This is a genomic window from Acinetobacter sp. AG1 (assembly GCF_001005525.1).
In the GTDB taxonomy this organism is placed as follows: Bacteria; Pseudomonadota; Gammaproteobacteria; order Pseudomonadales; family Moraxellaceae; genus Acinetobacter; species Acinetobacter modestus.
Genome location: NZ_LBMZ01000078.1, coordinates 1 through 17,302 on the forward strand (window position 1 = coordinate 1; position 17,302 = coordinate 17,302).

Annotated in this window: 17 protein-coding genes; 8 read left to right on the forward strand and 9 right to left on the reverse strand. The window is 38.8% G+C overall.

Going from position 1 to position 17,302, the window contains the following annotated elements; all coding sequences use genetic code 11:
* Positions 1–238 precede the first annotated feature (238 nt).
* On the forward strand, positions 239–1,456 hold the full coding sequence (locus tag AAV96_RS02055) for an OmpP1/FadL family transporter (protein WP_046738124.1): 1,218 nt from the start codon (positions 239–241) through the stop codon (positions 1,454–1,456).
* 295 nt (positions 1,457–1,751) lie between these two features.
* Positions 1,752–2,981, forward strand: coding sequence for an OmpP1/FadL family transporter (locus tag AAV96_RS02060; RefSeq protein WP_046738125.1), 1,230 nt, complete (start codon positions 1,752–1,754; stop codon positions 2,979–2,981).
* An 85-nt stretch (positions 2,982–3,066) separates the two neighbouring features.
* Here the strand turns inward: AAV96_RS02060 and thrH are convergent, their stop codons facing one another.
* On the reverse strand, positions 3,067–3,684 hold the full coding sequence (gene thrH / locus AAV96_RS02065) for a bifunctional phosphoserine phosphatase/homoserine phosphotransferase ThrH (RefSeq protein WP_046738126.1): 618 nt from the start codon (positions 3,682–3,684) through the stop codon (positions 3,067–3,069).
* Between the two features lie 172 nt (positions 3,685–3,856).
* Between thrH and AAV96_RS02070 the strand changes: the two genes are divergently transcribed.
* Both AAV96_RS02070 and AAV96_RS02075 read left to right on the forward strand, forming a co-directional pair.
* Positions 3,857–4,591, forward strand: a complete 735-nt coding sequence (locus tag AAV96_RS02070; RefSeq protein ID WP_004664580.1) for a phosphoadenylyl-sulfate reductase — start codon at positions 3,857–3,859, stop codon at positions 4,589–4,591.
* A gap of 183 nt (positions 4,592–4,774) precedes the next feature.
* Positions 4,775–6,160: a WS/DGAT/MGAT family O-acyltransferase gene (locus tag AAV96_RS02075; RefSeq protein ID WP_004664582.1), complete on the forward strand. Its 1,386-nt coding sequence runs from the start codon at positions 4,775–4,777 to the stop codon at positions 6,158–6,160.
* A 38-nt stretch (positions 6,161–6,198) separates the two neighbouring features.
* On the opposite strand, the gene AAV96_RS18105 is transcribed toward AAV96_RS02075, so the two are convergent.
* The 6 genes from AAV96_RS18105 to AAV96_RS02100 all read right to left on the reverse strand — a co-directional run bounded on the left by AAV96_RS18105 (position 6,199) and on the right by AAV96_RS02100 (position 10,951).
* Positions 6,199–6,372, reverse strand: a complete 174-nt coding sequence (locus tag AAV96_RS18105; RefSeq protein WP_004664584.1) for a PA1571 family protein — start codon at positions 6,370–6,372, stop codon at positions 6,199–6,201.
* Positions 6,373–6,506: 134 nt separating this feature from the next.
* On the reverse strand, positions 6,507–7,961 hold the full coding sequence (gene rng, locus AAV96_RS02080) for a ribonuclease G (protein WP_004664586.1): 1,455 nt from the start codon (positions 7,959–7,961) through the stop codon (positions 6,507–6,509).
* Positions 7,962–8,009: 48 nt separating this feature from the next.
* Complete coding sequence (locus AAV96_RS02085; protein WP_046738127.1) at positions 8,010–8,570, reverse strand: Maf-like protein; 561 nt, start codon at positions 8,568–8,570, stop codon at positions 8,010–8,012.
* Positions 8,558–9,049 (reverse strand): rod shape-determining protein MreD, encoded by a 492-nt coding sequence (mreD, locus tag AAV96_RS02090; RefSeq protein WP_005214245.1) that lies wholly within the window; start codon positions 9,047–9,049, stop codon positions 8,558–8,560. The genes AAV96_RS02085 and mreD overlap by 13 nt, the downstream gene beginning before the upstream one ends.
* Positions 9,036–9,893 carry a rod shape-determining protein MreC gene (mreC, locus tag AAV96_RS02095; protein WP_004664592.1) on the reverse strand — a complete coding sequence of 286 codons (858 nt, stop codon included), beginning with the start codon at positions 9,891–9,893 and terminating at the stop codon, positions 9,036–9,038. Before mreC ends, mreD begins: the two co-directional genes overlap by 14 nt.
* 17 nt (positions 9,894–9,910) lie before the next feature.
* Positions 9,911–10,951, reverse strand: coding sequence for a rod shape-determining protein (locus AAV96_RS02100; protein WP_004664594.1), 1,041 nt, complete (start codon positions 10,949–10,951; stop codon positions 9,911–9,913).
* Between the two features lie 133 nt (positions 10,952–11,084).
* On the opposite strand from AAV96_RS02100, the gene gatC reads away from it, so the two are divergent.
* The 3 genes from gatC to gatB are packed head-to-tail and all read left to right on the forward strand — an operon-like array spanning position 11,085 to position 14,403.
* Complete coding sequence (gatC, locus tag AAV96_RS02105) at positions 11,085–11,402, forward strand: Asp-tRNA(Asn)/Glu-tRNA(Gln) amidotransferase subunit GatC (RefSeq protein ID WP_004664595.1); 318 nt, start codon at positions 11,085–11,087, stop codon at positions 11,400–11,402.
* 53 nt (positions 11,403–11,455) lie between these two features.
* On the forward strand, positions 11,456–12,934 hold the full coding sequence (gatA, locus tag AAV96_RS02110; protein WP_046738128.1) for an Asp-tRNA(Asn)/Glu-tRNA(Gln) amidotransferase subunit GatA: 1,479 nt from the start codon (positions 11,456–11,458) through the stop codon (positions 12,932–12,934).
* Complete coding sequence (gene gatB, locus AAV96_RS02115) at positions 12,934–14,403, forward strand: Asp-tRNA(Asn)/Glu-tRNA(Gln) amidotransferase subunit GatB (RefSeq protein ID WP_046738129.1); 1,470 nt, start codon at positions 12,934–12,936, stop codon at positions 14,401–14,403. The genes gatA and gatB overlap by 1 nt, the downstream gene beginning before the upstream one ends.
* Before the next feature lie 42 nt (positions 14,404–14,445).
* Here gatB and AAV96_RS02120 read toward each other — a convergent pair whose 3' ends face one another.
* Positions 14,446–15,066 carry a TetR/AcrR family transcriptional regulator gene (locus AAV96_RS02120; RefSeq protein ID WP_046738132.1) on the reverse strand — a complete coding sequence of 207 codons (621 nt, stop codon included), beginning with the start codon at positions 15,064–15,066 and terminating at the stop codon, positions 14,446–14,448.
* A 112-nt stretch (positions 15,067–15,178) separates the two neighbouring features.
* On the opposite strand from AAV96_RS02120, the gene AAV96_RS02125 reads away from it, so the two are divergent.
* Positions 15,179–16,045 (forward strand): metal-dependent hydrolase, encoded by an 867-nt coding sequence (locus AAV96_RS02125; RefSeq protein ID WP_046738130.1) that lies wholly within the window; start codon positions 15,179–15,181, stop codon positions 16,043–16,045.
* Positions 16,046–16,174: 129 nt separating this feature from the next.
* Here the strand turns inward: AAV96_RS02125 and AAV96_RS02130 are convergent, their stop codons facing one another.
* Entirely contained in the window at positions 16,175–17,026 is an 852-nt protein-coding gene (locus AAV96_RS02130) for a hypothetical protein (RefSeq protein WP_046738131.1), read from the reverse strand.
* Positions 17,027–17,302: the final 276 nt, after the last annotated feature.

Below are 17,302 nucleotides of genomic sequence, written 5' to 3' on the forward strand. Positions count from 1 at the left end.
ATATTTATCACTATATTATGAATAAAAACACAAATGTATAAAAATATAAATAGCATTTTTTTTGTGCATTTTCATGTAATCAATCGTACTAACAAGTTCATTTAGAACATTTACTCTTATTTTAATTATGGTATTTTTGTTACATGAAGTTATATCAAATCTACTTCAATGCATGATTTGACAAGCCAATCATAGCTTCTCTACCTAAAAAATCTTGAAGTTCAAGGAAAGATTTAAAATGAAATTAAAACATCTTAGCACTGCCATGATTTTAGCGACGCTACCTGCAACTGGAGTATTTGCAGCAGCATTAGATCGTTCTGGTCAGTCTGTGTCTGCTTTTCTACAACCAGGCAATTATTTCGAAGCTGGTATTTCGGTTCTAGATCCAACAGTAAAAGGTCAATCTACAGCTGCAACTGGTAGTCAAAATATTAGTGACATGGGTGGAGATTATCAATTTTACAATGCTGCTCTCAAGTTACAATTAACGGATTATTTATCATTCGGTTTGATTTATGATCAACCATTTGGTGCAGATGCTGAATATCACGATTCAACATTATTTACTAATACTGCAGGCAATACAAAAGTTGAAGTTGACACACAAAACATCTCTATGCTTTTTGGTGTTCAACCGATTAAGAACGTTAATCTTTATGCAGGTGGCGTATACCAAACTGTAAAAGGTGGTGTGCAATTACGTGGTGCTGGTTATGGTGGCGCAACTGCTATAAACACTTTTGGTGGATATAATGCTGATATTCCAGAAGACTCGGCTGCTGGTTGGTTAGTTGGCGCTGCATATCAAATTCCTGATATCGCGTTAAAAGCTTCTGTTACATATCGCTCTGAAATTAAACATAAAGTTAATATTGATGAATCATCTGTTGGTGTTGGACCAATCGCAGCAATTTTAAATAATGCTACAGGTTCTTCAGATATCACTACGCCTCAATCTGTAAACTTAGATCTTCAAACAGGTATTATGGCGAACACTGTTGCATTCGCAAATGTTCGTTGGGTAAATTGGAAAGATTTTGCAATCCGTCCTTATGCATTTGGTGAGGCATCAACACACCCTGGTATTGTTGCTCAAACAGGTAAAACTAACGGATTCGATCTAGTAGCGTATACCGATGATCAATGGTCTGTAAATGCAGGGGTTGGTCGTAAATTAAATGAACAATGGGCTGGTAATGTTTCTGTAGGCTGGGATTCTGGTGCAGGAAACCCTATTACAACACTTGGTCCAACAGAAGGTTATTGGAATCTTGGTGTAGGCGTTCAATTTAGTCCAGCAGCTAACTACTTTATCTCTGGTGGTGTGAAATACTTCTGGCTGGGTGATGCTAAAGCTCAATCTGGCGCTCAATTTAACACCGATAACTATCTTGCGGATTTCACTGATAACCATGCAATCGCATATGGTATGAAAATCGGTTACCGTTTCTGATCAATACATCGAATAAAAAAGGCCATCATTTGATGGTCTTTTTTATTTTTGTGCTAAAAATAAATAGTTTAAAAAATTTATTCCGAATGATTCTTAAAATATAGAAAATATGATAAATCAAAGTATTAACAACAAATTTAAAAATATACCAATTAGTATATAACACTACACTTCTCAAGAAATTTTCATGACTTTATCAGTTCATTTATGGACATTTGTAAAATATTTTGAGCCATAAAAATTATGTTACTTTTCGCAACATTCTTGTTACAAAGTGATATGAGAGAAAATATCAATGAAGCTTAATGCGATTCAGCACGCTCTTTTACTTAGCTTACTCCCAACCACTTCAGCTTTCGCAGCAGCATTAGACCGTTCTGGTCAATCTATTGCACCTTTTTTACAACCAGGCAATTATTTTGAAGCTGGTATTTCAATTCTTGATCCGAATGTATCAGGAAAAGATACTTCACAAAATGACACAGGTAATATGGCAGGTAACTATTACTCGCCAAACGCTGCTTTAAAACTTCAAGCAACCGAAAAATTCTCTATTGGCCTTATTTATGACCAACCCTATGGAGCTGATGCAGAATACAAAGGTAAAAGTAACTTTATCGAAAGCCGTCCTGTTCCATTTAAAGCTGGTACCTCAGTTACAGTTGATACTGAAGATTTGAATTTAATTCTAGGTTATCAACCAAATCAAAACTGGAACCTCTATGCGGGAGCTGTTTATCAAACACTAGATGCAACGGTATTATTACGTGGTGCAAGTTACAGTGCTTATAGTGGTTATGATTTTAAAACAGGTCGTGATGAAGCTGTTGGTTGGTTAGCTGGTGTCGCTTATCAAATTCCAGAAATTGCACTCAAAACATCTTTAACTTACCGTGCAAAAATCAAGCATGAAATGAATGCATATGAGAATCATGGAATTGCAGGTTTTACAGGCAGTCCTGTTTTTGATGCGATGTTAAATCAAATTAACAATGCTCAAGGTACAACTGAAATCACCACGCCTCAGTCCGTTAATCTTGATTTTCAAACTGGGATCATGGAGAACACGATTGCCTTTGCAAACTTACGTTGGGTGAATTGGAAAGACTTTGCAATCCGCCCATATAAATTTGGTGAAGCTTCTCTTTTATCAGATATTGTAAAAAATACTGGTAAAAAAGATGGTTTTGATTTGGTTGCATATACAGATGACCAATATTCTGTAACTGCTGGCGTAGGCCGTAAAGTAAATGATCATTGGGCTGGTAATGTTTCTGTAGGTTGGGATTCTGGTGCAGGTAACCCAGTTACAACACTCGGGCCAACAGAAGGTTATTGGAATGTAGGCCTAGGAGTTCAATATAGCCCTGCCCCGAATTACTTTATTGCTGGTGGTGTAAAGTATTTCTGGTTAGGAGATGCTAAAGCTCAATCAGGTTCTCAATTTAATACGCCTAACTACGTAGCTGAGTTTGAAAATAATGATGCGATCGCTTATGGTTTGAAAATTGGTTATAAATTCTAATAAATAGTAAAAAATAAAAGGCGCTTAGAAGCGCCTTTTATTTTTAAATTTCCTTTATCTTTCATAAAAAGCTTAGAAATTTTAATTATTCTGGGATATTACGTTGTGATACAGAGCGTATCGCTTGTTTCAATGCTTCATAGCCATGCAATGGTGGAAACTGTGGGAATTCAGCAATTACATTTGCTGGTGCATCAAATAAGAAACCATGATCTGCTTCACCTAACATAGTCGTATCATTATAAGAGTCACCTGCAGCAATCACACGGAAATTTAAACCATGTAATGCTTTCACTGCCTGACGCTTCTGATCAGGCTGGCGTAATTTATACGCCGTAATCATACCATTTTCATCAGTTTCAAGTTTATGACAGAAAATCGTTGGCCAACCTAGTTGTTTCATCAATGGATGTGCAAACTCATAAAAAGTATCAGATAAAATAATCAGTTGAAAATGTGTACGTACCCATTCAACAAATTCTTTTGCACCTTCAAATGGTCCCATATCAGCAATCACAGCTTGAATATCATTTAAACCCAAACCATGCTCTTTTAAAATGTTTAAACGTTGAGTCATTAAAACATCATAATCTGGAATATCGCGCGTCGTCGCTTCTAATTCTTTAATTCCTGTTTTCTTGGCAAAGTTAATCCAGATTTCTGGTACAAGTACCCCTTCAAGGTCTAGGCATACGATTTCCATGAATGCATCCAATGTTGATTAAAAATTGCTGTATCATACCATTAAGATTTTCATTTTTTGCGCTGTTGTTAAATAAAACGATTTTATTCTGCAAGATTAAAATCGAAGACAAGCAAATGGCTTTGCTTAGAATGATTTACAATTGTGCCCAAGCCTTTCGCCAGGAACACCTATGACTGTTATTCCGACTATTGACCTTGTAGATGCGCTCGCTGCTGAATATTCAGATAAATCACCACGAGAAATTTTAGAGCTTGCTTTAAGCCAAGAAGGCGAAATTGCAATTTCATTTTCTGGTGCCGAAGATGTTGTATTAATTGATATTGCTTCTCGTATTGGTAAACCATTCCGTGTATTTAGTTTAGATACAGGGCGTTTACATGCAGAAACCTATCAATTTATTGAAACTGTGCGTAAACATTACAATATTAAGATCGAAATTTGCTTCCCTGAATCCGCTGCTGTACAGCAGTTGGTAAATGAAAAAGGGTTGTTTAGCTTTTTTGAAGATGGTCATCAGGAATGCTGTGGCGTTCGTAAAGTACAACCTTTACGTAAAAAATTAGCGACTTTGGATGGTTGGATTACAGGTCAACGTAAAGATCAAAGTCCAGGCACACGTAATGAGATTCCCGTAGTTCAAGCGGATGTTGGCTTTTCAGGTGAAGGCAAGCAATTGATTAAATATAATCCGCTTGCAAATTGGAGCAGTGCAGATGTATGGAGTTATATTCGAATGATGGAAATTCCATATAACCCACTACACGAACGTGGTTTTATTTCAATTGGTTGTGAACCATGTACTCGTGCTGTATTACCAAACCAACATGAACGTGAAGGTCGTTGGTGGTGGGAAGAAGCAACTCACAAAGAGTGCGGATTACACTCGGGTAATCTGAAAAAATAATTCCTAGCAGATTTGGTATATAAAAACCACTGATTCATCAGTGGTTTTATTTTTTCTGACTCCCCTGTACAAAGTCATATTTTAACCAGACCAAACCGTATATACTTCACACAACGGTTCAATAATTCTAATAAGAGCTCCAAGAGTATCTTATAAAAAATGCAATGAGAGGCTATATCTGCTATGCGCCCATTACACCCTATTGATTTTATTTTTCTTTCATTAGAGAAAAGACAGCAACCTATGCATGTAGGGGGATTGTTTTTATTCGAAATCCCAGAAAATGCATCTCCGACATTCGTACATGATCTTGTTCAAGATATCCGTCAATCGAAGAGTATTCCTGTTCCCCCATTTAACAATCAACTAACTGGATTATTCTGGGGTGAAGATCCTGAATTCGATATTGATCATCATTTCCGTCATATCGCGTTACCAAATCCAGGGCGTATTCGTGAACTATTGGTCTATATTTCACAGCAACATAGTTCCTTGATTGACCGTGCAAAGCCATTATGGACTTGCGATATTATTGAAGGCATTGAAGGCAATCGCTTCGCAATGTATTTTAAAATCCATCATGCGATGGTCGATGGTGTTGCGGGTATGCGCCTCATTGAAAAATCATTATCAAAAGATCCAAATGAAAAACATGTCGTACCGTTATGGTGTGTAGAAGGTAAACGTACTAAACGTTTAAAAGCACCAAAACCACCGACAGTAAGTAAAATCAAAGGCATTATGGATGGTATCAAGTCTCAACTTGAAGTCACGCCAAAAGTCATGCAAGAACTTTCACAAACATTGTTTAAAGAAATTGGTAAGAATCCAGACTATGTCTCAACTTTCCAAGCTCCTCCTTCAATTTTAAACCAACGTGTAAGTTCTTCTCGCCGTTTTGCAGCTCAGTCTTTTGAGCTTGATCGTCTACGTAATATTGCTAAATCACTCGGTGTAACCATCAATGACGTGGTACTTGCAGTGTGTTCTGGTGCACTTCGAGAATATTTGATTAGTCATAATAGTTTACCGAAGAAACCTTTGATCGCAATGGTGCCAGCATCTTTACGTACAGATGATTCAGATGTAAGTAACCGTATCACGATGATTCTAGCCAATCTTGCGACTCATATTGAGAATCCAATCGAGCGCTTAGAAATCATTCGTCGTAGTGTACAAAACTCTAAACAGCGTTTTAGTCGTATGACTGCGAATGAAATCCTAAACTACAGTGCTGTTGTTTATGGCCCTGCTGGGTTAAATATTGTTTCTGGCATGCTACCGAAACGCCAAGCATTTAACCTTGTAATTTCAAATGTACCAGGTCCACGCGAACCGTTATATTGGAATGGTGCTAAACTTGATGCGCTTTATCCAGCGTCAATCGTCATGGATGGCCAAGCACTAAATATTACAATGACAAGTTATTTAGATAAGTTAGAAGTAGGTTTGATTGCATGTCGTAATGCTTTACCTAAAATGCAAAACTTATTGACTCATTTAGAAGATGAAATTCAACGCTTTGAACAAGCAATTGAAAACTTACCACAACAGAAAGTTGCGAATTAAGCAATTCGCTAAAAAATTAAGGGGCTTTAAATGGCCCCTTATTTTTTAATTGTACGACAACGTTGTAATAGTTGATGGCAGGCTAAACGGATCATCGCCGTAGTAATTTGAACTTCTTTACCTTGGCTATCGACCATATAACATGTATTGACTGGATTACTGTCTAAAACATGCTTAAAACCGTGATTCACTAATCTTTCGCTCACATTCATAATTATATACCTCATATTATTTGCTAAGGCACTCAAGATACCTATGGCTCATTCTATGGTTCTAGTATTTAAAATTCATGATAGAAAGTAAAATTTCAGTTGTAACAAGGATTAAGCGAAATTTTGTTACAACTTTAGCTCAGAATGATATCGTATTGCTCTTGCGTATATAAATTTTCAACTTGGAATTTAATCACTCGGCTAATGAAATGCTCTAAATCTGCGACTGCTGGGGCTTCTGCCGTTAATAAGCGATCAATCACTGCTGGATGTGCAACGACAGTAAAGCCACTCTTGGAATCAAATGCACGGGCATAACGCAAAATTTCTCGAAATATCTCGTAACATACTGTCTCTGCTGTCTTTACATATCCACGTCCCTGACAAGTTGGGCATGATTCACATAATAAATGTTCTAAAGACTCACGTGTACGTTTACGTGTCATTTCAACCAAGCCTAACTCTGAAACTTGGGTGATTTTTGTTTTGGCATGATCACGTTCAAGCATACGTTCAAACTGACGCATGACCTCTTGTCGATGCTCAAGCTCTTGCATGTCAATAAAATCAATAATGATAATGCCACCCAAATTACGTAGACGAAGTTGTCTCGCAATGACTTGTGTCGCTTCCATATTGGTTTTAAACACCGTGTCTTCTAAACTACGACCACCCACATAAGAGCCTGTATTCACATCAATCGTGGTCATTGCTTCAGTCTGATCTATCATCAGATAGCCACCTGACTTAAGTGCTACACGGGTCTGCAAGGCCTTCTGAATGTCTTCTTCGACGTTATACAAATCGAAAAGTGGCTTTTCGCCAGGATAGTGAATTAGACGATTTTCAATCGTTGGCACAAACTCAAGCACAAACTCATTTAATTTGGCATGAATTTCACGAGAGTCGACATAAATTTTTGCAGTTTCATCACTGGCTAAATCACGGACAATTCTTTGTGGTAAAGGCAATTCTTCAAAAATAAGTTCAGGTGTCGCAACTTCTTTTTGTTTACGTTGAATATATTCCCAAAGCTTACTCAAATAACACATATCTTGTGCAATCGCAGCTTCGTCCACACCTTCCGCTGCGGTACGAACAATAACACTGCCGGGTAAGCTATGTTCCGTCTGAATGCGTTCAATCATGCTACGAAGACGATCACGCTCTTCTTCTGATTCAATACGTTGTGATACACCGATATGATTACCATAAGGCATTAATACCAGATAACGCGATGGGATAGAAAGATCTGTGCTTAGACGCGCACCTTTGGTTCCCAACATGTCTTTCATCACTTGAACCGTCAACATCTGTCCCGGATGCAAAAGCTCAAAAACATTTGGGGTAGGTTGCGAACGTGACCAGACCATATCATTGATATGTAAAAAAGCAGTCCGAGACAAACCAATATCAACAAAAGCAGCTTGCATACCTGGCAGTACACGCACCACTTTACCTTTATAAATATTACCCACTAAACCACGTTTTACAGTGCGCTCAACAAATAATTCATTGACCGTACCGTTTTCAATTAAAGCCACACGACATTCCATCGGTGTGACGTTAATTAGCAATTCTTCTGCCATAATCCACTCAAAATTTTATAAAAATTCTTATATCCGAAAGTGTCTACTTTAAATTTTAACGCTTTCTAATAACTGTGCTGTTTCGTACAACGGTAAACCGACCACATTACTATAACTGCCCCGAATTTGGGGAATATATTGAGCTGCTATCCCTTGGATTGCATACGCCCCTGCTTTTCCAACAGGTTCACCTGTTGCCCAATATCTTTCCATGTCGACATGACTAAGCTGTTGTAACTCTACTTGTGTTCTAACCACATCACTTAAGCATTGGATAGAAGTTGCCACACAAATCCCAGAATAGACATCATGCCATTGCCCAGAAATTGTTGACCAGATTTCAAATGCATGCTGCTTTGATTGTGGTTTTCCAATGATCTTGCCTGCAAAACTTAAACTGGTATCCGCAGCAATCACAATTGCATCAGGAAATAAACCAAGAACAGCATGTGCCTTTGCTCTCGCCAATCGTTCAACATATTGTTCAACAATTTCTCCCTCTCGGACACTTTCATCGATATCTGGACTATATATTTCAAAATCCAAACCGAGTTGTTGCAACAACTCCTTTCGACGAGGTGAACTCGAAGCTAAAATTATACGCGCCATTTTTGTAAGCAGTAATAAACCATCGGCCATCCTATCACGCTAGTAACAAGCGGTTGCCAATGTCGCGCTATTGAAAAATGTGTACTCGATATTGTTTGACTCATCCACAAAAAGGTTAAGTGCGCAATAATTGCAAGTACAGCGATTACCCATGAGTTCGCGAAAGTTAAAATTCGACGTTCACGAATAAAATAACGCGTACCAAACGTAATCAACACAAAACTTAGTGCATTTAAACCCAAAGGCGCATCTAACAATAAATCAGTGAAAATACCCATTCCAAAGGCGAACCAAACCCCACACCAACTAGGTTGATAAAGAATCCAGAACAGCATGATCATCAGCATAATTGATGGTCGCCATCCTGAAGCTTCGTAAGCAATTGGATAAACTAAAAGAACTGACCCGATAATAATTGAGATGATAATCATCCAAAGTGGATCTTTGCGTTTTTCAAAACTCAATCTAGCGATCGGCATAAGGTTGCTCCTGCGCTAAAGATTCTGAAAATAAAACTACCACATGATGACCACTGGCAAGCTGTGCCGCAGGAATAACATCAATTTCTGCAAACTCGCCTGAAGTATGACGGCTAACCTTAGAAACAGTACCCACCAAATAACCAGCAGGAAAGTGTTCACCCAAACCAGAACTAAATACCTTATCACCCGCTTGAATATTCGCGCTTGTCGGGACGTATTCCATTTTTAGGTGACCTAAATCACCTGTTCCAGATACAATCGCACGCATTCCTGTCCGTTCTAAACGTACAGACAACGAATGTTCTTTATCAGATAACAACATGATACGGGCACTATGTGGGTACACATTAATCAATTGTCCCATAATCCCTTTATCATCGAGAACAGTTTGCCCAACTTTTAAGTGATCCACAGAGCCACGGTTAATGATAATAATATGGCGCAATGGGTCGGCATCTGTTCCAATCACTTCTGCAATTTGCATACGTCCATCGATAATCAATGGCGTATCCAAAAGCCCCCTTAAACGGTTATTTTCCGCGGAGAGTTCTGAAAGTTTTTGGAGTCGAACTTGAGCTTGAAGGAGTTCAGCCTGCATTGCAGTATTTTCACGGCGCAATTGGGTTTCAGATTTGGTTTGTTGGTTCAGCCATTCTCGCGACAATACAGGATAACTTGCCAGCGCATAAATTGGATTATACGCTGCATACAAGACATCTCTTGCAGGCTTAATCACATAAGGCATGCGCCAATCAAAGAAAAGCACCACCAAACATGAAATAACCGCAATAATAAATGAGCGAAAAGATGGCGGTTGTCTTGAAAAAAGATTCGGTTGCACCGCCTAGTCCTTATGATTTAGCCAACAAAAAGCATGTCATGGTTCGGATTATCAAAGAACTCTAAGACTTTACCGCCACCACGCGTGACGCAAGTTAAAGGGTCATCCGCAACAATCACAGGTAGACCTGTTTCTTGCGCAAGCAGTTTATCAAGGTTACGCAATAATGCGCCGCCACCGGTCAACACAATACCGCGCTCTGCAATATCCGAAGAAAGTTCAGGTGGAGTTTGTTCTAAAGCAGATTTGACTGCGCTCACGATGCTTTGTAATGGGTCAGCAATCGCTTGTGAGATTTCATCAGAAGTGACGGTAATCGCACGAGGTACACCTTCTGCCAAATTACGACCACGAACTTCAATCTGAAGGGTTTTGCCATCAGTCACAGCCATACCCACTTCTTTCTTAATGGTTTCTGCTGTGGTTTCCCCAATCACGCAACCATGCGCTTTACGTACATAATTGATAATTTGCTCATCAAATACATCACCACCGATACGTAATGAATCGGCATAAACACAGCCTTGTAATGAAATGATCGCAATCTCAGTCGTACCGCCACCCACATCAACCACCATCGAACCACATGCTTGTTCGACTGGCATACCTGCACCAATCGCTGCCGCCATTGGCTCTTCAATCAAACGGACATCACGCGCGCCTGCATTAAATACAGCTTCACGAATCGCTCGACGTTCAACTAAAGTCGATTTACATGGGACACAGACCACAACACGCGGTGCTGGTGGAAATAAACGCTTTTCATGTACTTTACCGATAAACTGATTCAACATGGTCTCAGTGACTTCAAAATCGGCAATCACACCGTCTTTCATCGGACGAATTGCTGAAATATTCGCTGGTGTACGACCTAACATTTGTTTAGCATCAAGACCAACAGCAGCAACAATTTTTTGCGAACCGCTATGACGAATCGCCACAACAGTCGGTTCATTTAATATAATGCCACGGCCTGGTGCATAAATAAGTGTATTTGCCGTACCTAAATCAATGGCTAAATCCGGCGAAAACAAGCCAATTAGTCGTTTTAGAATCACGGGGGCGTTCTCAATTAAACTTTGTATGGATGCAAGGTGGCAACTTTAACGAAATGTGATGCTTTGAACAAGTCAATCGCTTATTATAACGCACGATATTTTGCAATTTTTTGATACTGAATTAGGTAAAGTTATGTCTACATCATCAGATGCTCAGCAGACAACGGACTTAAATGCACAGACCGTTTCAGCGATTGCACATCTTGCTCGCTTGTCTCTAAATGACACGCAATCTACTGAATATGCTCAAAGTTTAAATAAAATTCTTGGCATGATGGAAAGCCTAAAAGGCATTAATACCGATAATGTTGAGCCTTTGAAAAGTCCTTTTGATAATCCGCAACCTTTACGTGCTGATATTGTAAGTGAAAGCAACCATCGTGATGAATATCAAGCGGTAGCCCCTGCAACTGAAGCAGGTTTGTACCTTGTACCTCGTGTAATTGAATAATTTCTATTCGATTAGTCAATATTTTATATTTAGAATGTAAAGAAATTTTTCATATGACAGATTTACATCGCTTATCAATCCGTGAACTCTCTGAAGGGCTAAAACAAGCTCAATTTTCATCACGCGAATTGACTGAACATTATTTAAAACGTATTGCCAAAATTGACCCAAAAGTAAAAAGTTATGTGACGGTTACAGCAGAACAAGCACTTGTTGAAGCTGATGCTGCTGATGTTGCACTTAAGTCAGGTCATACACATGCGTTGGCAGGCATTCCTCTTGCACACAAAGACATTTTTTGTACCCAAGGCATTAAAACCACTGCCGGTTCAAAAATGTTGGATAACTTCATTTCACCTTACGATGCGACTGTCGTTGCAAAAGCCAAAGCTGCGGGTCTCGTGACTTTAGGTAAGGTGAACATGGATGAATTCGCTATGGGTTCAACCTCTGAAAGTTCTTACTTTGGTGCAACAGGTAACCCTTGGGCATTAGATCATGTCCCAGGTGGTTCATCAGGTGGTTCCGCAGCGGCTGTTGCTGCGGACTTAGCTCCGATTGCAACAGGTACGGATACGGGTGGCTCAATTCGCCAACCAGCTTCATTCTGCGGCTTAACAGGCTTAAAACCGACCTATGGTCGTGTCTCTCGCTTCGGTATGATTGCGTATGCATCATCACTGGATCAAGGCGGTCCAATGGCACGCTCGGCGGAAGACTGTGCGTACTTAATGAATGTCATTGCTGGTCATGATGCCAAAGACTCGACTTCGATCAACAAAGAAGTGGATGACTATGTTGCTAACCTAAATGGCACTGCGGTGAAAGGTCTACGCATTGGTATTCCAAAGCAATATTTCAATGTGGCTGGTTTAGACGCCGATGTAAAAGCACGCGTTGAAGAATCGTTGAAAAAGCTTGAAGAGATGGGCGCGATCTTGGTTGAGATTGATCTCAACATGACTGAAGCTTATGTACCAACTTACTACTTGATCGCCCCTGCGGAAGCATCATCGAACCTGTCACGTTATGATGGTGTGCGTTATGGCTACCGTTGTGAAAATCCTGTGGACTTAATGGACTTGTACAAACGTTCACGTTCAGAAGGTTTTGGTGCTGAAGTACAACGTCGTATCCTGATCGGGACTTATGCCCTTTCTGCGGGTTACTACGATGCCTACTATGTGAAAGCGCAAAAAGTACGTCGTTTAATCCAACAAGACTTCCTCAAAGCATTTGAAAATGTTGATGTGATTGCTGCGCCATCTGCACCAACCACTGCTTACAAGATCGGTGCCAACCTCAGCCCGACTGAAATGTATTTAGGCGATATCTATACCCTTGCTGTGAACTTGGCAGGCCTACCAGCTATCAACGCACCTGTTGGTTTCGATAAAGATAGCTTGCCTGTGGGCTTACAGTTGATTGGTAACTACTGGTCAGAATCACAATTGCTTTCGATTGTGCATCAATATCAAGAAAATACAGACTGGCATACCAAACGTGCGGCAATTGCTGAGGAGAATGCATAATGGCTGAAGCTCAAAAGTTAAAATTAATTGACGGTTGGGAAGTCGTTATCGGGATCGAGATCCACACGCAGTTGGCGACCAAGTCTAAAATCTTCTCTGGTTCATCGACTGAGTTTGGTCAAGACCCAAATACACAAGCCAGCCTTGTTGATTTGGCGATGCCGGGCGTATTGCCTGTATTGAATGCAGAAGTGGTTGATCTTGCGATTCGCTTTGGTTTGGGTATCGATGCCTATATCGACCAAGCGTCTGTATTTGCACGTAAAAACTATTTCTATCCAGATTCTCCAAAAGGCTACCAAATCAGCCAGATGGACAATCCGATTGTGGGCTTGGGTCATATCGATATCCAGCTTGAAGATGGCACTGTGAAGCGTATTGGCGTGACTCGTGCCCATCTTGAAGAAGATGCGGGTAAATCAATCCATGACCAGTTCGAAGGTATGTCGGGTATCGACTTAAACCGTGCGGGCACACCATTGCTTGAAATCGTTTCTGAGCCAGATATGCGGTCGGTTGAAGAAGCGGTTGCTTATATCAAGTCGATTCACACGCTCGTGCGTTGGTTGGGTATTTCTGACGGTAACATGGCAGAAGGTTCATTCCGTGCCGACTGTAACGTGTCATTGCGTCGTCCAGGTCAACCATTCGGTACGCGTTGCGAGTTGAAAAACCTCAATTCATTCCGTTTCATCGAGCAAGCGATCAATGTTGAAATTGAACGCCAAATGGAAATTTTGGAAGATGGCGGCACAATTGATCAGGAAACCCGTTTGTTCGATCCGAACAAGATGGAAACCCGTTCAATGCGCTCGAAAGAAGAAGCAAACGACTATCGCTACTTCCCAGATCCAGATTTATTGCCAGTGATCATTGCTGATGAGCAAATCGAAGCGGCGCGTGCTGCCTTGCCAGAATTGCCTGCTGCACGTCGTGAACGTTTTACTGCTGATTTCGGTGTGACTGAGTACGATGCACATGTATTGACGCTGTCACGCGAAATGGCGGACTTCTACGAAGCTGTTGTGGCTGCTGCTGGCGGTGCTGCACAAGGTAAAATGTCTGCAAACTGGGTGATGGGTGAATTCTCAGGTGCTTTAAACAAAGCAGGCTTAGAATTGGCGGACTCTCCTGTTTCTGCTGAGCAGTTGGGTGGCATGATCGCGCGTATTGTTGACAATACCATTAACGGTAAAATTGCGAAGCAAGTGTTTGGCTTTATGTGGGAAGCAGAAGGAAAATCTGCGGATGACATTATTGCTGAGAAAGGCTTAAAGCAAGAAACTGATACAGGTGCGATTGAAGCGATTATTAAAGAAGTACTTGCAGCCAATGAAAAAATGGTTGAAGAGTACAAGTCTGGTAAAGAAAAAGCCTTTAACGGTCTGGTTGGTCAAGTCATGAAAGCTGCAAAAGGTAAAGCCAACCCAGCTCAAGTGAATGAATTAATGAAGAAATTGATTGGCTAAACTAGTCTAATTTCTAACAAAACCCGCTTTAGAGCGGGTTTTTTATATTTTTAATTTATTACGATCATCATCAATATAAGACATTGTAATATCAATCAGACAATCAATTAATTCTTCAAAAGTAAAACCCATATTTTGAGATGAAAAGAAATTCATCGTCAGTGCTACACTGGAATTAATTAAAACATAAACCATCAATTTTAGATTTTTTATTCTGAGCACTTCAGGATGTTTCACCGCGTATTCAATCGCTAATGTATTGATTGCCTTCACTGCTTTTACATGACTGGCTTCAGTACTATATTTGTTAGAAACACTGAGCCAATAGAAATATTTATTCTCATCTTTTGCTAAAAAGTCACCAATATGTAAAAAAATAGATCGAATCGCTTCGGGAATTTCCATTTCCTGAATGGTTGGAATGACCTCGTAAATCACTTTGGCAAGCTCAGCAATAAAGTGTTGTTGCATCTCTACAAATAAGGCTTCTTTATTTTTAAAATATTCATAAAAGCTTCCAGAGCCTACGCCTGCAATCTCACAGACTTTCAACACGGTAGTGTGGTCCAATCCATTATTTTTTACTGATATAAATCCTGCATCAACTATAGACCTATAAGTATTTTTAGACCTACTTTGTTTTGGTTTTCTTATAGTTACCATTATAAAAATCTCATCCTTAAATCCGTCTTTTTTCCGTATAAATTCACTGATAGATTCTATATACATACTAAATTTTGTTCAAATTATCTTCTACAGAGGACAAGGAAAAAAGATGAATATATCAGTACAATCTCTTCAACGAATCGTTCGACGTAATGTGGTTATTCCTTTAGACAAAAACAAAAAGTTTTCTTTTTACTATGAAGATAATTCTGTTGTGACCTCTCTTTTTGTGGTTTTATCTGCGATGTTTCCACCGGGTGAAATGTTCTTCATCGAGAGCGTACGTAATGTTCGTGATCAAATTACGGATGAAAAATTGCTTGAAGATATTCGTAATTTTATTGCGCAAGAAGCTTTTCATAGTCGCGAACATAAATCTCTGAATGAGCATCTGATTCAATCAAATTATCCAGAGGTAGTCGAAATCGAAGCCTTAACCAAAGCAAGATTGGATAAATTTCGTAAGCTTCCCAAAGTTGAGCAATTAGCGGCAACTGTAGTAATGGAACATTTCACAGCTACTCTTGCTCGCCTACTGTTAACTGATCCATTAATCAAACAGAAAACTACTCAAGAAAGTCGAAATCTTTGGGAATGGCATGCGCTGGAAGAACTAGAACATAAATCTGTTGCTTTTGAAGCACTGAAAGCGATTGGTGGTAATACGGTTAGAAATCGGAGGATTGCTTTAATTCGAGTGGCTCGCTTTATTGCCCCGATAACCTTTGATTATTGGATACAAATTTTAAAACGTAAGGATATTAAGTTTTCAGCTAAAGAACTGAAAGACGCATTTTATTTGGCATTCGGTGGTGTGAATCGTTTAGGTATTTTTTCTCGTACGTTTATCGAAATGCTTGATGTCAGAGATCAACATTTCGATCCATTAGATATGCAGACAGAACAACTCGAAGCTGAATACCGTGAAAAATTATTTGGTGAAAATGGTATTTTAAGAAGTGTGCTTAGAAGCTAAGTAGCTTTGAAATAGGAAAAAATTAAATAAGCTCATCCTTCATTCAAGGGTAAGTCAACACAACTCAAGTAAATGAATTGATGAAGAAGTTGATTAGTTAAACTGATCTAATTTCTAACAAAACCCGCTTTAGAGTGGGTTTTCTATTAAATATAAATCCTGTTTTAGCTTTGGATAAACGATATTTTCCACATTTTTTTTCAAATCAATTAAGCATTCATAGTAATTATCTAAATCTTCCTGACTGAGAGCTTGATTACAATTCACAGCTTTACTATGTATAGCATGAATAATTTTGGATGCTCTGATAGTAATTTTTTCAATTTCTTCAGGCTCATCATCAAGTAAATTAGTGCCCATACGTAAAATGGTGGCATATTTAAAAACACCACACTTTTTTTCAAAAATTCTAAATGTATTGCCTTCTAAAAGTTGCTTTACCTGCAAATAATATCCACTTTTAATGTCTTGGATAACTTTGTTTACTTGATCTTCATTATTAGGTTTCTTCTGTTCCGATACTAAAATAGCCCAATTTCTCTGATGGTTAGAATAAATTGATTTCAATAATTCATATGTCTCAAGTAGTACTTGTCTTAATTCCTCAATCTCTGTTACCAAGTTAATTATTAGTTCTTTATTTAGACTAGTACGGTATTGTTTTCTCCATAAATTTAAAGTGACTAATACTAAAATTGGTGCGCACAATGCTGCACATGCAGTAAATATATACACTATATCTGTTCTTATTGCTGTTGTTGATAAAGCTTTATCAAAATCAGAGAAGTAATAATAGATCCCCACGCCAACAAGCGATATTAATAAATATCCAAATATAAAATAAAATATCCAAGCAAATATTTTACTTTTATTTATAAAAACTTGATAAATTTGGTGAGCAAGAATTATCACTAATACAGGTAGATATAATATTAACCCTGTAATAAGAAGAACAAATAAACTATACCAAACTAAATCCATTATCTATCCATCATTAGAGCAATCGAAATCAACAATAACATATCTAATTGAAAAACATACCTATTTAAAATAATATTCTTTATCAAGAAGTATGGATAATTAGGAATTATTTAGCTTTCAAAGCACTGCATTATGAATAACCTCCTCTATAACGAAACTGCTAATTAATATATTATACCCACTAACTCCCTAGACCATCCCAATATAGCCATTCGTACAGGCAAAGAACCCTGCAAACTTAGATTAATGAATAACTAAATAACCCGAATCCTGTTT

Excerpts from the sequence above, each read along its gene's own strand:
- thrH (WP_046738126.1), bottom strand. The coding sequence starts at position 3,684 with ATGGAAATCGTATGCCTAGACCTTGAAGGGGTACTTGTACCAGAAATC.
- rng (WP_004664586.1), bottom strand. The coding sequence starts at position 7,961 with ATGGCAGAAGAATTGCTAATTAACGTCACACCGATGGAATGTCGTGTG.
- AAV96_RS02125 (WP_046738130.1), top strand. The coding sequence starts at position 15,179 with ATGAATATATCAGTACAATCTCTTCAACGAATCGTTCGACGTAATGTG.
- AAV96_RS18105 (WP_004664584.1), bottom strand. The coding sequence starts at position 6,372 with ATGAATGTGAGCGAAAGATTAGTGAATCACGGTTTTAAGCATGTTTTA.
- mreD (WP_005214245.1), bottom strand. The coding sequence starts at position 9,049 with ATGCCGATCGCTAGATTGAGTTTTGAAAAACGCAAAGATCCACTTTGG.
- AAV96_RS02130 (WP_046738131.1), bottom strand. The coding sequence starts at position 17,026 with ATGGATTTAGTTTGGTATAGTTTATTTGTTCTTCTTATTACAGGGTTA.
- AAV96_RS02120 (WP_046738132.1), bottom strand. The coding sequence starts at position 15,066 with ATGGTAACTATAAGAAAACCAAAACAAAGTAGGTCTAAAAATACTTAT.
- AAV96_RS02075 (WP_004664582.1), top strand. The coding sequence starts at position 4,775 with ATGCGCCCATTACACCCTATTGATTTTATTTTTCTTTCATTAGAGAAA.
- gatA (WP_046738128.1), top strand. The coding sequence starts at position 11,456 with ATGACAGATTTACATCGCTTATCAATCCGTGAACTCTCTGAAGGGCTA.
- AAV96_RS02060 (WP_046738125.1), top strand. The coding sequence starts at position 1,752 with ATGAAGCTTAATGCGATTCAGCACGCTCTTTTACTTAGCTTACTCCCA.
- gatB (WP_046738129.1), top strand. The coding sequence starts at position 12,934 with ATGGCTGAAGCTCAAAAGTTAAAATTAATTGACGGTTGGGAAGTCGTT.
- AAV96_RS02085 (WP_046738127.1), bottom strand. The coding sequence starts at position 8,570 with ATGGCGCGTATAATTTTAGCTTCGAGTTCACCTCGTCGAAAGGAGTTG.
- AAV96_RS02055 (WP_046738124.1), top strand. The coding sequence starts at position 239 with ATGAAATTAAAACATCTTAGCACTGCCATGATTTTAGCGACGCTACCT.
- gatC (WP_004664595.1), top strand. The coding sequence starts at position 11,085 with ATGTCTACATCATCAGATGCTCAGCAGACAACGGACTTAAATGCACAG.
- AAV96_RS02070 (WP_004664580.1), top strand. The coding sequence starts at position 3,857 with ATGACTGTTATTCCGACTATTGACCTTGTAGATGCGCTCGCTGCTGAA.